Here is a 16,270-nt window from a genome sequence, read left to right as displayed (position 1 = left end):
GGAGGCGTCTCCACAGCCCGCTGATCACCTCGTCCTCGACGGACACCCGGTGGTACGCCCTACTTCGGTGCCTGGAAGCCGCCGATCCTTTGCTCGAGCAGTTCGGCCAGCCGCAGCGGGGTGCGGTCCTCGAACATCGGACCAATGAGCTGCACTCCCACCGGCAGACCCTCGGGGGACCGGCCCGCTGGTATGGCGGTGGCGGGTAGGCCGGGCATGGTGGCCAGACCGGCCCAGACGAGCTGGTCGAAGTACGGGTACTCGACGCCGTCGATGTCGATCCGGCGTTCCCTCGGATCTGGGTTGTGGTCGTGCGGGAACGCGGGAGTGGGCGTGATGGGACACACCACGGCGTCGAACTCGGCGAAGAGCTGCCGCCAGCCGTGGCGGTGGAGCTCGCGACGGCTGTTCGCCTCGATCCATTCGCGGTGGCTGAACACCATGCCGCGCAGCCGCGCCGCATCGAGACCCTGGTCGTCCGCGCCCAGTCCGGCGGCGCGGGTCCGCAGCTGCTCGTACGCTTCGACGGGAAAACGCGCAGGGGAGCTCGAAAACAGCAACTGCGTGTAGAGCATCGCGGCTTCGGCCAGATCGGGCAGCAGCGGACTGTGCCGTGCGACGCGGGCGCCGCCGTCGACAAGCGCGTCGGCCACCCGGTTCACGCCCGCCCGCACAGCGGACCCGGTCGGAAGGAGCGGATGTTTGTCGAGGACCAGGACCCGGAAGTCGCAGAGCCGCTCGTGGCGCGCGGGCGGCAGCGTCAAGTCGTGCGCCACACCGAGCGTCAGCGGGTCCGGCCCGGCCATGACGTCGAGCAGGAGCGTGAGGTCGCGGGCCGTGCGCGCCATCGGACCGACGACGGCGAGGTCGGGCTCGGCCGGCAAGGCCGGTGCGGGTGGCGGGACCATACCGCGGTTCGCCGCCAGCCCGAGTGTCGGCTTGTGTGCGTAGACACCGCAGAAATGTGCGGGGGTGCGTAACGAACCGGCGATGTCGGAGCCGATGGAGAGCGCGCCGAACCCGGCCGCCAGGGCCGCCGCTGATCCGCCGGAGGATCCCCCCGGCGTGCGACCGCGATCCCACGGGTTATTGGTGGTGCCGTAGATCTCGTTGAAGCTCTGCACATCTTGCAGCCCCAAGGGCACATTGGTCTTGCCGAGCACCACCGCGCCTGCGGCCTTGAGCCGCGACACCTGCACCGCGTCCTCGGCCGGAACGTAGTTCCGGTGCGGCGGCATGCCCCAGGTCGTGGGCAGCCCGGCGATGTTGTAGGACTCTTTGACCGTCACCGGAATGCCGAGCAGCGGCCGGTCCTCGCCGCGGGCGCGCGCCTGGTCGGCACCGCGCGCGGCGGCCCGCGCACGGTCGAAGTCCGGCACACAGATCGCGTTGATCGCCTTGTCGTCCCGCTCGATCCGGGCGATCGCCCCGTCGGTCAGTTCCGCCGAGGTCACGTCACCAGCACGTAAGGCAGCCGCGAGATTTTCAGCCGTTTGAAGAATCCACTCCATGAATCCGACCGTACTGGCCTCTGGAACAGGTCATGAAATACCGCTTCGCGCAACGGGATTGATGTCTCCATACTCGTCGTGTTCCTCTCCGGCCGCAGACAGTTCGCCCGACCGCCGGCGATGGCGACGCGCGGCGGGGTCGGTGTCGTCCTGGGAGTTCAGGAGACCTTCGTCGGACACCCGCGCGTACTTCGCGAGGCTGTGAACCGACGTCGTCGCGGGCACCTTCACGACGCAGATCGCCAGGTGTGCTGGATCGGACACCGTTGCCCATGACCCGGATCACACCCGTTGTGGCCTCCTCCGGACGGAAAGGTCACCTGCGCCGCCAGGGTTTCACTCCTGGAAGTTCCGCGCCGGCGGGGCCGATCGACGATCCGGAGGGCAACCGATAGCCATCGCCCTCCCGCCCCGGACGCCAGTGGCAGACTGAGGTCCGTGACGGATCAGGTGCCGACCGGCGCTAGCGTAGTTGGCGACGGTGGTGGGGCCGGTGCTGGTCCGGTGCTGGTTCTGGGAGCGGAGTAAGGGGAAACGTGCAGGTCGGAGCGTTGCATTGAGGATTCTGCACACATCGGACTGGCACCTGGGGCGGTCGTTTCACCGGGTCTCCCTGATCAAGGCCCAGGCCGCCTATCTGGATCACCTGGTGGCCACGGTGCGCGCGCACGAGGTGGACGTGGTCCTCGTCGCGGGTGACGTGTACGACAGGGCCGTTCCGCCGCTCTCCGCCGTCGAGCTCTTCGATGACGCGCTGCACCGGCTCGCCGCCGCCGGTGTGCCCACCGTGATGATCTCCGGGAACCACGACTCGGCACGCAGACTCGGCGTCGGCGCAGGTCTGATCGAGCGGGCCGGAATCCACCTGCGCACCGACCCCGCCCACTGCGCCACCCCCGTCGTCCTGCGCGACACACATGGCGATGTGGCGTTCTACGGTCTGCCCTACCTGGAACCCGCCCTGGTGAAGGACGTCTTCAAAGCGGAGCGGGCCGGGCACGAGGCGGTGCTGGGCGCGGCCATGGACCGGGTGCGCGCCGATCTCGCGAAGCGCCCGGACACCACCCGGTCCGTGGTGCTCGCCCATGCCTTCGTCGCGGGCGGCGAGCCCAGCGACAGCGAGCGCGACATCACCGTCGGCGGGGTGGCCGCGGTCCCCGCCGGAGTCTTCGACGGCGTCGACTACGCGGCGCTCGGGCATCTGCACGGCTGTCAGACCGTCACCGATCGGGTCCGCTACTCGGGCTCGCCGCTCGCGTACTCCTTCTCCGAGGCCGCCCATCGCAAGACGATGTGGCTGATCGACCTCGACGCCTCGGGTGCGGTCGACGCCGAGCGGATCGACTGCCCGGTGCCCCGCCCGCTCGCCAGACTCCGCGGCCGCCTCGACACCCTCGTCGACGACCCCGCGCTGGAGCACCACCAGGATTCCTGGGTGGAGGCCACGCTCACCGACCCGGTGCGCCCGGTCGAGCCGATGGCCCGTCTCGTCGAGCGGTTCCCGCACACACTCCGCCTCGTATTCGAACCCGACCGGGCCCCCGAGGACCCGCTCGCCTCGTACGCACAGCGCCTCAAGGGGCGCGACGACCAGCAGATCGCGGAGGATTTCGTGGCGCATGTGCGGGGCGGGGCCCCGGCGGACGAGCTGGAGCGCACGGTGCTGCGCGGTGCCTTCGACCATGTGCGGGTGGACGACAGTGCGCGCGAGGTGAACCGTTGAGACTCCACCGGCTCGCCCTCACCGCCTTCGGGCCGTTCGGCGCCACCCAGGACATCGACTTCGACGCCCTCTCCTCGGCGGGACTCTTCCTGCTGCACGGGCCGACCGGCGCGGGGAAGACCTCGGTCCTGGACGCCGTCTGCTACGGGCTGTACGGCGCGGTGCCCGGCGCCCGCCAGGGCTCCGGCACCTCGCTGCGCAGCGATCACGCCCCGGCCGGCCTCCCCACCGAGGTCAAGCTGGAACTGACCGTCGGCGGCCGACGGCTCGAAGTCACCCGGCGCCCCGCGCAGCCCCGCCCCAAGAAGAAGGGCAGCGGCTACACGACGGAGAAGGCCCAGAGCTGGCTGCGGGAGTACGACCCCGACGACGGCTGGCGGCCGCTGAGCCGCTCGCACCAGGAGATCGGCGAGGAGATCACCCAGCTCATCGGCATGAGCCGGGACCAGTTCTGTCAGGTGGTCCTCCTGCCGCAGGGCGACTTCGCACGCTTCCTGCGCGCGGACGCCGAGGCGCGCGGCAAACTGCTCGGCAGACTCTTCGACACCCGCCGGTTCGCCGCCGTCGAGGAGCGCCTCGCCGAACTGCGCCGTGCCGCCGAGGCGCAGGTCAGGGCCGGGGACGAACGTACCCTCGCGATCGCTCAGCGGATCGCCCAGGCCGCCGGGCCGACCGCGCACGAATCGCCGCTGCCGGACATCCAGCCCGGCGAACCGGGGCTGGCCGACGGCGTGCTGGAATGGGCCGCGGCGGCCCGCAGCAATGCCCGGGAACGGCTCGACATCGCCGCGTCCGTACTGTCCATGGCCGAAGGCCGGCAGTCGGCCGCCCGACTGGCCCTCGACGGTGAACGTGAACGTGCCGCGCTCCAGCAGCGGTACGAGGAGACGCGGCGCCGTGCCGCCGCACTCGAAGCCGGCCGCCCCGACCACGACCGACACCGAGAACGGCTCGCGCGGGCCCGCAAAGCGGACCTCGTCGCTCCGGCACTGGAACTGCGCGACGAGGCCGAGCGCGCGTACCGCGCGGCCCACGAGGCCCGCGACACCGCCCGTGCGCTGCTGCCCGACCCCCTGGCCGACGCCGGGGCCGAACAGCTGGCGGAACTGGAGCGAAGGCTCCGCCAGGAGCTGGGCGGTCTCGACGCGGCGCAGCGCGCGGAGCGGCGCAGTGCGCAGATCGACGCCGAGCGGGCCGGGCTGGAGCGTCAGGCCCGGGCCGATGACGAGCTGATCCACGAAGCGAAGGGCTGGCTGGCCGGGTGGGAGGCCACCCGGCACGAACTGCGGCTGCGCATCGAGGAGGCCCAGGAGGCCGCGACCCGCGCCGAACAGCTCGTCGGCCGGCTGGAGCCGGCCCGCGCACGGCTGGAAGCGGCCCGCCGTCGCGACGCGCTCGCCATCCGGGTGTCGGCCGCCGCCGAGCGACTGGCCGCGGCCCGTGAACAGGCCTCGGGCGCCCATGAGTCATGGCTGGAGCTGCGCGAACGACGCCTGCGCGACATCGCCGCCGAGCTGGCCGCCGAGCTGGTCGAGGGCGAGGACTGCAAGGTGTGCGGCTCCGCCGACCACCCCAGGCCCGCCCGCGCGGGCGACGGCCATGTCGACCGGGCCACCGAGGAGCGGGCCCTCGACGCGTACCGGCGGGCCGAGGCGGCGCGCACGGAGGCGGACCGGGAGCTCGGGGTCGTACGCGAGAAACACCTGGCGGCCCGTGCCGCCGCACAGTCGGCGGTGCCGCAGCAGAGGGACCGCGCCGATGTCGCTGTACCGGCCGCGGCCGACCGGGCGGCCGGGGGGATCGGCGCCGCATCGGTCGTGCCGGCGTCCGCGGCCGAAGGAGCCGGCGCTGTACCGGCCGTGCCCGCGCCAGTCGCCGGGGGTGGCGCAACCACGCCGTCCGAGTCCGCGCCGACTGCCGGGCCCGAGGCAGTCGCCACCGGCGCGGCCCGCGCCGAACAATCCGTCCCCGGTTCCGTCGCCGGGCCCGCGCCCGATCCCACCGTCGCCGAACTCGCCGCGCTCGTCGAGAAGCTGACGCGCGAGCACGCCGGGGCGCACCGGGCGGCCGGCGGAATGCACGCGGCGCGCGAGGCCCTCGCTGCCGCCGAGCGGGAACATGCCGAGCGCCTGGAGGGCCGGCAACTGGCCGAGCGCCGGGCCGCGGCCCGTACCTCCCTGCGGGAGGGGCTGGACCGTGAACAAGCCGTGCTGGAAGCCGAGCTGGCGGCCGCCCGAGGAGAGTCCGCAAGCGTTGCCGAGCACGCCGAGCTGCTGGCGCGCCGGGTCGGTCTGCTCGCCGCGACCGTCGCGGCGGTGCGCGAGGAGGAGACGGCCGCACAGCGCCGCAAGGAGGCCGACGGCCGACTCGCGGACGCCGCGTTCCGGGCCGGGTTCGACACTCCGCAGGCCGCGGCGGCGACCCTCCTGACCGACGCCGAACAGCGCGGTCTCCAGCGCCTGATCGACGCCTGGCAGTCCGAGGCGGCCGCCGTCGCCGATCGTCTCGCCGAGACCGCGAGCCGAGCCGCCGCCGATGGCCCGCCGGCCGCGGTGGACACCGCGCAGGCCGCGTACGACACCGCCGAACGATCGCTGCGGGGCGCCTCCGTGGCTCTGGCCGCCGCACGTGAGCGCTGCGCCGAGCTCGGCCGGCTGTCGCGCGGCGCCACGGACGAGGTACGCGGGCTCGGGCCGCTGCGCGAGGAGTACGACCGGGTGGCACGGCTGGCCGGGCTCACCGCCGGCACCTCCGCGGACAACGAACGCAAGATGCGTCTGGAGTCCTACGTGCTCGCCGCCCGGCTCGAGCAGGTCGCCGCCGCGGCCACCGTACGGCTGGAGCGCATGTCGTCCGGCCGCTACACGCTGGTCCACTCCGACGCCCGCACCGGAGGCCGCAGATCGGGTCTCGGCTTGCATGTCGTCGACGCCTGGACCGGCCGCGAACGCGACACGGCGACGCTCTCGGGCGGCGAGACGTTCTTCGCCTCGCTCGCCCTCGCGCTCGGCCTCGCCGATGTCGTCACCGACGAGGCCGGCGGCGTACGGCTGGACACCCTCTTCATCGACGAGGGCTTCGGCAGCCTGGACGACCAGACCCTCGACGAGGTGCTCGACGTGCTGGACTCACTGCGCGAACGGGACCGCAGCGTCGGCATCGTCAGCCATGTCGCCGACCTGCGCCGCCGCATCCCGGCACAGCTGGAAGTGGTGAAGGAACGGCACGGATCGGCGGTACGGCACCGCACCGCGGGCGCGGTCAGCGGCTGACGGCGCGCCGGGGGAGCGGCGAGGAGCAGACGACGCTCGTGGTCACGGAGCCGAGTGCGCCGATCTTCCCCGAGACCGCCTCCAGGTGACTCATCGAGCGGGCGGTGACCTTCAGTACGAAGCAGTCGTCGCGATGGTGGAGTGTGTGTCGCGCTCGCCCTCGCCGAACTCGGTTATCAGGTCAAGGAGATGCTCGGCGGGTTCGAGTACTGGGTGCGCGAGGGTTTCGCGTTCGAGACCCGGAAGGGGCGCGAACGGCGCGATGCCGACCCGCTCACCGCACCCGTCGACTCCGCCGACTGCGGCTGCTGACCGGTCGCACCGGACGGGTGCCCCGCCCCGCCCCGGCCGCTCCCGCCGATGCGTACCTCGGGGAGTGCGGAAGACAGGCGGGGCGGGGAGAAGGGGCGGGCAATGGGTCAGAGCCTGGACAGTTCGTCCACGAGATCGTCGAGGCCGAGCGGCCCCTGCGACAGCGCGGCCATATGCCAGGCCTTGGCGTCGAACGCGTCGCCGTGAGCCTTGCGGGCGTTCTCCCGGCCGAGCAGCCAGGCGCGTTCGCCCAGCTTGTATCCGATCGCCTGCCCCGGCATCGAGAGATAGCGGGTGAGTTCGCTCTCCACGAAGTCGGCCGGACGGCCGCTGTGGTTTCCGAAGAACTCCTGGGCCAGGTCGGGGGTCCACCGCTCGCCCGGGTGGAACGGGGAGTCGGCCGGAATCTCCATCTCCGCGTGCATGCCGATGTCCACGATCACCCGGCAGGCACGCATCATCTGCGCGTCCAGATAGCCGAGGCGGCGCTCGGCGTCCGGCAGGAAGCCCAGCTCGTCCATGAGCCGCTCCGCGTACAGTGCCCAGCCCTCGGCATTGGCGCTGACACCGCCGATCGACGCCTGATAGCGGGAGAGGCTGTCGGCGACATGCGTCCACTGAGCGATCTGCAGGTGGTGGCCGGGTACACCCTCGTGGTACCAGGTGGAGACCAGGTCGTACACCGGGAAGCGGGTCTCGCCCATGGTGGGCAGCCAGGTGCGGCCGGGGCGGGAGAAGTCCTCGGACGGGCCCGTGTAGTACGGGGCGGCGGCGCCGCCGGGCGGGGCGATGTGGGACTCGACCTTCCTCACCCGTTCGGCGAGTTCGAAGTGCGTACCGTCGAGCGCCTCGATCGCCTCGTCCATCAGGTTCTGCAGCCAGGCCCGGACCTCGTCGACCCCTTCGATGTGCTTGCCGTGCACATCGAGATGGGCGAGCGCCTCCCAGGGACCGGCGCCGGGCAGGACCTTCTCGGCCTCGGTCCTCATCTCGGCGAGCAGTCGGTGGTACTCGGACCAGCCGTACGCGTACGCCTCGTCGAGGTCGAGATCGGTGCCGTTGAAGTAGCGCGACCAGCGCGCGTACCGCTCACGGCCCACCGTGTCCGGTGCGCCCTCGATCGCGGGGGCGTACACCTCGCGCATCCAGTCGCGCAGCGCCACGACCGACTCCGTGGCCCGACGGGCGCCGTCGTCCAGTTCGGTACGCAAAGACGCCGGACCGCCGGCCGCGAAGTCGTGGAAGAAACCCGTCCCGCCGTCGCCGGCCCACTCGTCGAGCTGGCCGATGAAGGTGGCGGTGGCGCGCGGGCCGCCGTACAGCTTGCGCTCCAGGCCGAGCGCGAGCGACTCGCGGTAGCCCTCCAGCGCGGCGGGAACCGCGCGCAGCCGGTCCACGACCGCCGCCCAGTCCTCGTCGGTCTCGGTCGGTGTCACCGTGAACACCTCACGGATGCTGTGCGCCGGTGAGGAGAGATTGGAGACCGTGCGCAGCCCCTCGTGGGCCTCATGGACGGCGAGTTCCGCGGTGAGACGCTCGCGCAGGAGGCGGCCGCAACGACGCTCGGCGTCGCTGTCCGCGCCGGGCAGCCGTTCGGAGGCGTCGAGCTTCGCCAGGGTGGTGCGGGCGAGTGAGGCAAGTGCTTCCTGCCCGGCCGGAGAGAAGTCGGGAAGGCGGCGCGAGCTCTCCGCAACACCCAGGTAGGTGCCCGAGATCGGGTCGAGCTCGATGAATGCGTCGACGTAGGCGTCGGCGACCTGGCGGGGCAGCGCGCTGCTGGGAATGTCTGACATGCGGACATCCTCGTACGGCGGAGGCCTCCGCGTCACCACCATTGGGTCCCGGCACCCCGCCGGACGTCCGGTCTCAGTGGCCCGCCCCGGCCGCCCCGGCCGGTCCGGCGGCCGGTGGCAGCAGGGGGCCGCACTCCCACTGCTGGAATATCAGCCGGGTCTCGACCCGGGCCACTTCACGGCGCGAGGTGAATTCGTCCAGCACCAGGCGTTGGAGGTCCGCGGTGCCGGTGACCGCGACATGGACCAGATAGTCGTCGGGTCCGGTCAGATGGAAGAGCGCGCGGGACTCGGGCAGCGTCCTGATGCGTTCGACGAACGGGCCGATGAGCTCCCTGCGGTGCGGACGGACCTGTACGGAGAGCAGCGCCTCCAGGCCGCGGCCGAGCTTCGCCGGGTCCAGACGCAGCTGGTGGCCGAGAATGACGCCGGAGCGGCGCAGCCTGGTCACCCGGTCCAGGCAGGTCGACGGTGCGACACCGACCTCGGCGGCCAGTTCGCGGTAGGTGGTCCGGGCATCGTTCTGCAGCAGTCGCAGAATGTGCAGATCCACCGGATCGAGAACGATTGAATCGGCCATGTGCCGAACGTAGCACGGGAGATTGCCGCAACAACCTGGTGTTTGTTCAGAGTTCCGCCATGGACACCGAAGCCTCGACGGCGACCTCGACGACAATCCGGTCCAGGGCACTGGCCACCGAAGCCGTGCACGCGGGCCGCGACGATCTCGCGGCGCTCGGCCTGCACGCCCCGCCGATCGATCTGTCCACCACCTACCCCTCGTACGACTCCAGGGGCGAGGCCGAGCGGATCGACGCCTTCGCCACCACCGGCGCCCAGCTCGAGGGACCGCCCGTCTACGCACGTCTGGACAATCCGACGACGGCCCGCTTCGAGACCGCCCTCGCCCGGCTCGAAGGGGCGGAGAGCGCGGTCTCGTTCGCCAGCGGAATGGCGGCGCTCACCGCCGTCCTGCTGGTGCGGGCGAGCATGGGACTGCGCCATGTGGTCGCTGTCCGTCCGCTCTACGGCTGCAGCGATCACCTTCTCGGCGCCGGTCTGATCGGCACCGAGGTGACGTGGACCGATCCGGCGGGCATCGCGGCGGCGATCCGTCCGGATACGGGACTGGTGATGGTGGAGACGCCGGCCAACCCGACGCTCGCCGAGGTCGACATCCGCGCGATCGCGCACTCCTGCGGTTCCGTGCCGCTGCTCGTCGACAACACGTTCGCCACGCCCGTGCTCCAGCGTCCCGTCGAGCACGGTGCCCGGATCGTGCTGCACAGCGCCACCAAGTACCTCGGCGGACACGGCGATGTGATGGGCGGAATCGTCGCCTGCGACGAGGAGTTCGCGGCCCGCCTCCGGCAGGTGCGCTTCGCCACCGGCGGGGTGCTGCACCCGATGGCCGGATACCTGCTGCTGCGCGGGCTCGCCACGCTCCCGGTCCGGGTACGGGCGGCTTCCGCGAGCGCCGCCGAGCTCTCCCGCAGGCTGACGGCCGATCCGCGTATCGCCCGGGTCCACTATCCGGAGCTGGGCGGGGCGATGGTCTCGTTCGAGGTGTACGGGGATCCGCACCGGGTGATTTCGGCCGTACGGCTCATCACGCCCGCGGTCAGCCTCGGCAGTGTGGACACCCTGATCCAGCATCCGGCCTCCATCAGCCACCGCATTGTGGACGAGGGAGACCGGCAGGCGTCCGGCGTGGGGGACCGGCTGCTGCGGATGTCGGTCGGTCTGGAGGACGTCGAGGATCTGTGGGCCGATCTGTGCCAGGCACTGAGCTCACCGGAGGCCGACGGCCGCAGGGGAGCCGATCGGCACGGTGTCAGTGGCCGGCCTGCTCGTACGGCGGCAGCGAACGGACCGGCGTCGCATCCAGCCGGGCGGTGATGACCAGCGTGCCCGCCTCGATCTGGTAGTCCAGCGGCAGGGACAGCGCACGCATGGCCGCGACCATGCCGGTGTTGGATGCGCGGGTGACGGCGTAGGCGCTCTCGTAGCCTGCCTCGATGGCGAGCGCCACCAGACGGCCGAGGAGCTCGGAGCCGATTCCGCGGCGCTGCCACTCGTCCTCGACGAGGAGGGCGACCTCGGTCTCGTCGCCGTCCCAGAGGAGGTGGCCGAGGGCGACCAGCCGGCCCGAGACCGTCTGCACCGCCAGAGTGCGGCCGAAGCGGGGACTCAGCAGGTGGTCCAGGTAACGGTCGGCGTCCCGGACCGGGCCGTGGTAGCGCAGCCGCAGCGTCTGCTCGGAGCAGCGGGCGTGCATGGCGCGGGCCGCTTCGACGTCGCTGCGGTCCGCGCGGCGCACGGTGATCTCGTCGCCCTCGGGGAGCGTGAGTACGTGCTCGCCGCGCGGGACGCGGGGGCCCAGCCGGGCGTCGAGTTCGACCAGGGCGCGGGCCCGGGCGAACTCGGTCGGGGTGAACGGAAGGCAGGGCCGCTCGATGGTGATCGCGCCCCCCGACGGGTCGCGCAGCCGCATCACCGTCTCCTCCAGCACGCCCTCGACAGGGGCGGTCCCACCGGTTGCGCGGCCGTTGGCCGAGACGGCGGGCAGCGAGTGGATGGTGCACCGGCCGAGCAGCTGGCGCAGGGCGAGGGGGAGTTCGGCCGCATCCAGGGCCGTGCGCGTGGCCAGGCCCAGGATGCGCGTCGGGGCGTCCACCAGGTCGTGTGTGTCGGCCCGTTCGATCCAGGTCGAGCCACCCCCCGCTGCGGAGACCGTCCGGCTCAGCTGCTGGGCCGTGAGGGGGGCGGGTGCGCGCAGCAGGAACTCGTCGACCGTGCCCTGTGCCAGCGGGTGCGTCTGCAGGGTGAGGATGTCGACCCGGTGCCCGGCGAGTGCACCGCACAGTGCGGCCAGACTGCCCGGGATGTCCCGGACGGTGGTGCGCATCCGCCACAGCACCGTGTCCTCGGGGGACGGGCCGGGATCCGTGACGGTGGGCGTGGGAATGAGTGGGGGCACGGCGGTGCGGCCGCTGTGGATGTCGTCGTAGGGGGTCGTGCTGTCGGTGCTGCCGGTATCGGTGACCGGGGCGGAGCCGGTCGGCGGCGGGACGTGGCTGTGCCGCCGTGCCCACCAGGTGTGGAACGCGGCTGTCCCGGCCAGCGCCACGGCCGAGGCGATCAGGAGATACGGTCCGTCCGGTTGGTGCCCGATCAGGTTGGCGATCGCGTCAGCCACCGCGACGGCGGTGAACACAGCGGCCAGTTCGATCACGTCCCGCCGCCAGTGAGGGGAGCGGCGGGCAGTCCTGGCGGATGTCACATCAGTCATGGCGTCACTGTGACCGAGTGGTGTTGCCTGATCACGAACACCCTGTGACTGATGGGTTAAGTGTGGATCTGGCGCCTTATCGTCGGTTTTGGCGGATTATTGTCTTGATTGATTGCTGTTCGCAGTAGTACGGAGGAGGTTGGAGGAGGTCTCCTCCTGGTCCGGAGCCGAGACGACGGCAGGACGGCTCGGGGCCGGGCCCGGAGTGCGGGCTCCGGTTCCGGCCGGATGCCATCGGGCCGGGCGGGCACCGCCCGGCCCGGGCAGAACCTGCCGGTCCGGACGGGCCGCTGCGGGTTACGTCGCGATGTCCTCGGCCGTCACCGAGGCCCCGGAACCTGTTCCCATGCCGTCTTCAGGCGCACCGCTTGACGGACCAGCTGCGAGGACCCGCCGCGCGCTGCCGTTTCGGCCAGCCCGGGTATCGGCCCGGCACCGATCGGGCCGCAGTGTTCCACGCACTCGGCGGTCACGGAGAGCAGGTCACTCAGGCCGCGAGGCCCCTTCTCGTGAGCCGGCAGTCCGGGCAGCACTCCCGCCAGCACGGAGAGCACCGTCCGGTACGCACCGGTGGCGGCGGCCGTGCGGGCGGAGTCCGCGAGCCGGCTGGGCTTCACCAGGTTGTGTTCGAGAAGGACCGCCAACTCCTCGCCCAGCAACGCCGCGTCCAGCCGATTCTGGGCCGCGAGTGTCAGCAGCGCGTCCACCGCCGACAGCCGGTCCTCCGGATACCGGGCTCCCATCGCGTATGCCACGCACAGGTGGATGGCGTCGGCGGCCGGCCCGCCGAGTTCGACGAGCGCGGTCAGCGGCTCAGCCATGGACCGGCTCTCATCCGTCGTGCAGGTCGCGAGGTTCGGCAGCAGCCATGCGGCCAGCGACTCGCCGTCATGGGGCAGCGTGGCGAGCCAGGGCCACGGGCGGTCGCCCCAGTGATAGCAGAACCGGCGCTGCGGGACCTGCGGACGGCCCAGCCAGTGGAAGGAACGAGGGAACTCCCGCTCGATGACCGGGCGTTCCCCGGTGGCCATCAGGACGCGCCGTGTCCAGCCGCCGGGCGAGGGCTGCTTCTCCTCCAGATCGAACCGGTACACGGGCGCGGGCGGCTCGTCGGCCCGCAGCCAGGCGGCCAGCCGGTCGGCCTCCGGGGTGCCGAGCAGGTCGGCCGTCGCCGCTGCCTCGTGCCGACCGCCGCGTCGTACACGCAGCAGGGCCTGGGCGAAGTCGGCTTTCCCGGGCCGGATCCCGAACTGCTCGTACGTACGCAGACGATCGACGAGCACGGCAGGGTCGAGCGAGCCGGTGTGCCAGGTCGGGACTGCCAGCAGGAACGGTGTGCTGCCGCTCAGCACGGCGTCGGCGGCCTCCCACAACCGGGCCTTCATGACCCCTTCGAGCGCGGCATGGGCGCAGGTCCCGGTGCCGGTCCAGGAGGCACGCCCGTCCTGAACGGCCTGGACTGGTATCCGTCCGAGCAGGACGGCCACGACGAGCTCGATGCCCGCATCCGAGGTGAGCCGCCGCCTGCCGTTGCGCAGCTGGTCGTCGTCGAGCCACCAACGACCCGCCAGCGCCTCACGCAGCGCGTCGGCCAGCGCCGCCCGGTCGGTGTGGGCATGGCGGACCAGCCCGTCCAGCACCCGCTCGAAGGAAGTGATGTCCTGCGGTGCGGACCCCACCAGGACCACCACCTCCTCGACGAGTTCGGCCAGCGTCTCCGGGGCCGGTTCCAGACACCGCAGCGCCGGAGCGGGCGGCAGCAGCTCCTCGTACGGCTCCACTGCCGACTGCTCGTCCAGCAGGCCGTCGAAGACCTCGGCCGCCGCCGTACGGTGCACCGGGCTCAGCAGTGCGGCCGACAGGGCGAGTTCCTCCCGTGCGGGATCACCGGCGGCGGGCAGGTGCCGGGCCACCAGCTTGAGTGCCCGCTCCTGAATGCCGATGTCCTCGTGCCCGAAGGCCTCCGCGACGACCGGCAGCAGCTCACCGGCCGTCGACGGCTCACGGCTCAGTGCCTTGCCGATCAGCACGAGCTGCGACCGCACCAGCTTCTTCTCGGTGCGGAACAGCACCGAGCCCGAGACATCCGCCAGAGCCCGCGTGGTCAGCTCGCCGCGGCCGTCCAGTCGCCCGAGCACCTCCTGGGCATGGCCGGCGACGTTGGAGATCCCGTCCGCGGCCATGGCGACCCAGTCGGCGACCCGCGCGGTCTCCTCCTGCTCGGTCAGCGCGAGCCGACGCAACACGGCCAGGCAGAAACGGAGATCGGCGGGCTTCCCGCCGCGCAGCAGCCGGGTCACACAGCTGTCGACGAGTTCCGCCCGCTCCAGCAGGCCCTCCTCGGTGACGACAGCCAGCGCACTCGGCCAGCGGTCGGGGTTGTCCGGTTCATCGGACCAGACCACGGATGCCGGCAGCGTTGTCAGTTCGAAGAGCCGCGGCACCAGAACCCTCAGATGCCGGTCGGCCCGGAGCAGGTCGACCGACGGTGTCGGATTCTTCCGCTGCCACGGGGACGTCTCCGCCCAGCCCCGCACGTAGCCCTCCGTGGTGGGTACGGGGCACTGGGCGATCTCCACCAGCTCGGAGATGAGCTCGTAAGTGATCTCCGCCGTAGTGGTCCGGGCCGCCAGCCGGTGCGCGACATCGCCGATCCAGGCAGGGGGACGGTCCGCCAGGACTTTGAGGAGCAGCGGGTACGGGGACCGGGTCCAGCCCAGCAGATCCCGGCCGCCGATCCAGGCGGCACAGCCCGCGGCGCCCGTGTGACAGCCCGCCCCGGCGATCAGCAGGGCCTTGCGGACTCTGCCCTGCTCGTGCCAGTGCCAGCTCCGCACCTCCTTGTGGAACGCCTTCAGTTCCACCAGCGCCGCCCTGCGCTGAGACTCGTCGAGCCGGGCCAGCAGAGCGGGCACGTCCCGCTGGCGCCCCTCCCGTACGGCGGTGAGCAGTTCGTTCATCGCACACCTCCGGCAACCGGCGCCCCGCGACGGACCATCCGGACGGCCAGCGCGTGTTTGCACGGGCCGCGACGCCCGCGGTAGTCGACCCACCACTGGCACGTACAGCTCAGCACCCCGTCCTTCTCCCTCACCTGGTAGCGACGCTCTCCCGAGGCCACAGTCGCCGTGTCCCCGTTGAGCACGACGGCGCCCGAGCCGGCCAGTCGGCGGGCCGCGACCAGACGCGGATTGTGCCGCTCGGCCCGGTCGGCGTCGTACGGCAGCTCGCGGTGAAAGAAGGATGCGTCCGCGAGGTCGTAACCGACCCGGCCCGCGGTCCCCAGCCGGGTGAGGGCCGCTCGTACCCGCTCCACCGTCAGCCCCGATTGCTCAGCGAGATCGGCGGGTTCGATCCGTGGCTCCCAGGCCAGCAGGACGGACACCAACTCGGCGTCGGCCGCGGCGTCGTCGGTGGCCAGGGCTTCGAGCACCCCGCCCTCGCCGGAGAACCCGCGCGAGGCATCGGGCGACAGGGTGAAGGTGAGCCGCATGCCCGGCAGCACCGCCTCCCAGGCACTTGCGGTCGCCGCTCCGTCGGCCACCGGCCCGTACACCCGCAGGGATGTCGCATGACGCAACACCCGCTGCAGCGCCACGAGCCGCTCGGGTCCCGGCAGACACACCGCACCCGCCACCGGCCGTGTCGTCGGCCGCAATGTCTTTCCGGCCGGGACCACCCACCGCGCGCCCCGCGAGGCGTTCCCCGACGAGCGGGGCAGCGAACGCAGGAACCGTACGGCCTCCGGGGCCGGCAGCTCGGCCCGCAGGTCGAAGCCGGTGGACACCACCTGCGCCTCGGCGAAACCGCGGAGCCACCGGTCGGGCAAGGGCACCTTCTTCTCCACGACCGGACCGTCCATGGTGGTGACGGCCATCTCGTCCGGACCCACCCGCAGGTGCAGCGGATCGTCCCCCGCTACCCGCGAAAGTGCCTCCCGCAGCGGATTGTTGACATCCACATTTGTTGTGCCGTGACCCGTCTCCGCGCCGTCCAGCCCGTCCCGCAGCACATCGAGACGTGCGTACACACCGCAGCATCCGGAGAACGACTCAAAACGCAACCGGTCTCCATTGCCCGTCACCATCGGGTCGAGCGACGCGGGCAGGGCGCGCCGGTAGTAGCGCGCGGAAGCCACGTCCGCCACGGCCAGCAGGCCGCGGGCGGCGATCCTCGGCGAGGTGAGGAAACCGGAGAAGAACCGGGGGTGGGCCTCGATGCCCCGAGGCGTGAGGCCACCGGAAGTCTCCAGGCCGAGGAGCTGACCGGCCTGCGAGGACTCCAGGGCGGACGGGCGCGAGTAGGCCAGTGCCTGAACGGATCGGGTCATGCAAGAACGGTAGGACCCGGCACTGACAACCGGCCTT

The 16,270-nt window shown here is 71.9% G+C and carries 10 protein-coding genes and 2 pseudogenes; 4 read left to right on the top strand and 8 right to left on the bottom strand.

Features of this window, described 5'->3' with window-relative positions:
* Positions 1-59: 59 nt before the first annotated feature.
* Both ACF08M_RS12710 and ACF08M_RS12705 read right to left on the bottom strand, forming a co-directional pair.
* Positions 60-1,511 (bottom strand): amidase, encoded by a 1,452-nt coding sequence (locus ACF08M_RS12710; protein ID WP_392185234.1) that lies wholly within the window; start codon positions 1,509-1,511, stop codon positions 60-62.
* 30 nt (positions 1,512-1,541) lie between these two features.
* Positions 1,542-1,775, bottom strand: coding sequence for a hypothetical protein (locus ACF08M_RS12705; RefSeq protein WP_392185233.1), 234 nt, complete (start codon positions 1,773-1,775; stop codon positions 1,542-1,544).
* Positions 1,776-2,067: 292 nt separating this feature from the next.
* Here ACF08M_RS12705 and ACF08M_RS12700 point away from each other — a divergent pair, with 292 nt between their 5' ends.
* On the top strand, positions 2,068-3,234 hold the full coding sequence (locus tag ACF08M_RS12700) for an exonuclease SbcCD subunit D (RefSeq protein WP_392185232.1): 1,167 nt from the start codon (positions 2,068-2,070) through the stop codon (positions 3,232-3,234).
* Positions 3,231-6,506 carry an AAA family ATPase gene (locus ACF08M_RS12695; protein WP_392185231.1) on the top strand — a complete coding sequence of 1,092 codons (3,276 nt, stop codon included), beginning with the start codon at positions 3,231-3,233 and terminating at the stop codon, positions 6,504-6,506. Before ACF08M_RS12700 ends, ACF08M_RS12695 begins: the two co-directional genes overlap by 4 nt.
* Here the strand turns inward: ACF08M_RS12695 and ACF08M_RS12690 are convergent.
* Positions 6,496-6,645 (bottom strand): annotated as a pseudogene (locus ACF08M_RS12690) (Lrp/AsnC family transcriptional regulator); the annotation flags it as partial. The gene ACF08M_RS12695 and the pseudogene ACF08M_RS12690 sit on opposite strands and share 11 nt — an antisense overlap.
* A 5-nt stretch (positions 6,646-6,650) precedes the next feature.
* Between ACF08M_RS12690 and ACF08M_RS12685 the strand changes: the two are divergent.
* A pseudogene (locus tag ACF08M_RS12685) lies at positions 6,651-6,818 on the top strand (rhodanese-like domain-containing protein); the annotation flags it as partial.
* Between the two features lie 107 nt (positions 6,819-6,925).
* Here the strand turns inward: ACF08M_RS12685 and ACF08M_RS12680 are convergent.
* On the bottom strand, positions 6,926-8,611 hold the full coding sequence (locus ACF08M_RS12680; RefSeq protein WP_392185230.1) for a DUF885 domain-containing protein: 1,686 nt from the start codon (positions 8,609-8,611) through the stop codon (positions 6,926-6,928).
* Positions 8,612-8,684: 73 nt separating this feature from the next.
* Complete coding sequence (locus ACF08M_RS12675; RefSeq protein WP_392185229.1) at positions 8,685-9,191, bottom strand: Lrp/AsnC family transcriptional regulator; 507 nt, start codon at positions 9,189-9,191, stop codon at positions 8,685-8,687.
* Between the two features lie 59 nt (positions 9,192-9,250).
* On the opposite strand from ACF08M_RS12675, the gene ACF08M_RS12670 reads away from it, so the two are divergent.
* Positions 9,251-10,510 carry a trans-sulfuration enzyme family protein gene (locus ACF08M_RS12670; protein WP_392185228.1) on the top strand — a complete coding sequence of 420 codons (1,260 nt, stop codon included), beginning with the start codon at positions 9,251-9,253 and terminating at the stop codon, positions 10,508-10,510.
* On the opposite strand, the gene ACF08M_RS12665 is transcribed toward ACF08M_RS12670, so the two are convergent.
* The 3 genes from ACF08M_RS12665 to ACF08M_RS12655 form a co-directional block, all read right to left on the bottom strand.
* On the bottom strand, positions 10,446-11,903 hold the full coding sequence (locus ACF08M_RS12665; protein ID WP_392185227.1) for a GNAT family N-acetyltransferase: 1,458 nt from the start codon (positions 11,901-11,903) through the stop codon (positions 10,446-10,448). The genes ACF08M_RS12670 and ACF08M_RS12665 overlap by 65 nt on opposite strands.
* A gap of 320 nt (positions 11,904-12,223) precedes the next feature.
* Positions 12,224-14,863: a DUF6493 family protein gene (locus tag ACF08M_RS12660; RefSeq protein ID WP_392185226.1), complete on the bottom strand. Its 2,640-nt coding sequence runs from the start codon at positions 14,861-14,863 to the stop codon at positions 12,224-12,226.
* Positions 14,860-16,233 carry an SWIM zinc finger family protein gene (locus ACF08M_RS12655; RefSeq protein WP_392185225.1) on the bottom strand — a complete coding sequence of 458 codons (1,374 nt, stop codon included), beginning with the start codon at positions 16,231-16,233 and terminating at the stop codon, positions 14,860-14,862. Before ACF08M_RS12655 ends, ACF08M_RS12660 begins: the two co-directional genes overlap by 4 nt.
* Positions 16,234-16,270: the final 37 nt, after the last annotated feature.

It is taken from the genome of Streptomyces sp. NPDC015032, from assembly GCF_043080425.1.
Taxonomy (GTDB): domain Bacteria; phylum Actinomycetota; class Actinomycetes; order Streptomycetales; family Streptomycetaceae; genus Streptomyces.
This window is presented reverse-complemented; position numbering and strand designations above follow the sequence as displayed.

What these genes read in the sequence shown, in the direction of transcription:
- ACF08M_RS12710 (WP_392185234.1), bottom strand. Translation starts at nt 1,511, where the DNA reads ATGGAGTGGATTCTTCAAACGGCTGAAAATCTCGCGGCTGCCTTACGT.
- ACF08M_RS12680 (WP_392185230.1), bottom strand. Translation starts at nt 8,611, where the DNA reads ATGTCAGACATTCCCAGCAGCGCGCTGCCCCGCCAGGTCGCCGACGCC.
- ACF08M_RS12675 (WP_392185229.1), bottom strand. Translation starts at nt 9,191, where the DNA reads ATGGCCGATTCAATCGTTCTCGATCCGGTGGATCTGCACATTCTGCGA.
- ACF08M_RS12670 (WP_392185228.1), top strand. Translation starts at nt 9,251, where the DNA reads ATGGACACCGAAGCCTCGACGGCGACCTCGACGACAATCCGGTCCAGG.
- ACF08M_RS12665 (WP_392185227.1), bottom strand. Translation starts at nt 11,903, where the DNA reads ATGACTGATGTGACATCCGCCAGGACTGCCCGCCGCTCCCCTCACTGG.
- ACF08M_RS12660 (WP_392185226.1), bottom strand. Translation starts at nt 14,863, where the DNA reads ATGAACGAACTGCTCACCGCCGTACGGGAGGGGCGCCAGCGGGACGTG.
- ACF08M_RS12655 (WP_392185225.1), bottom strand. Translation starts at nt 16,233, where the DNA reads ATGACCCGATCCGTTCAGGCACTGGCCTACTCGCGCCCGTCCGCCCTG.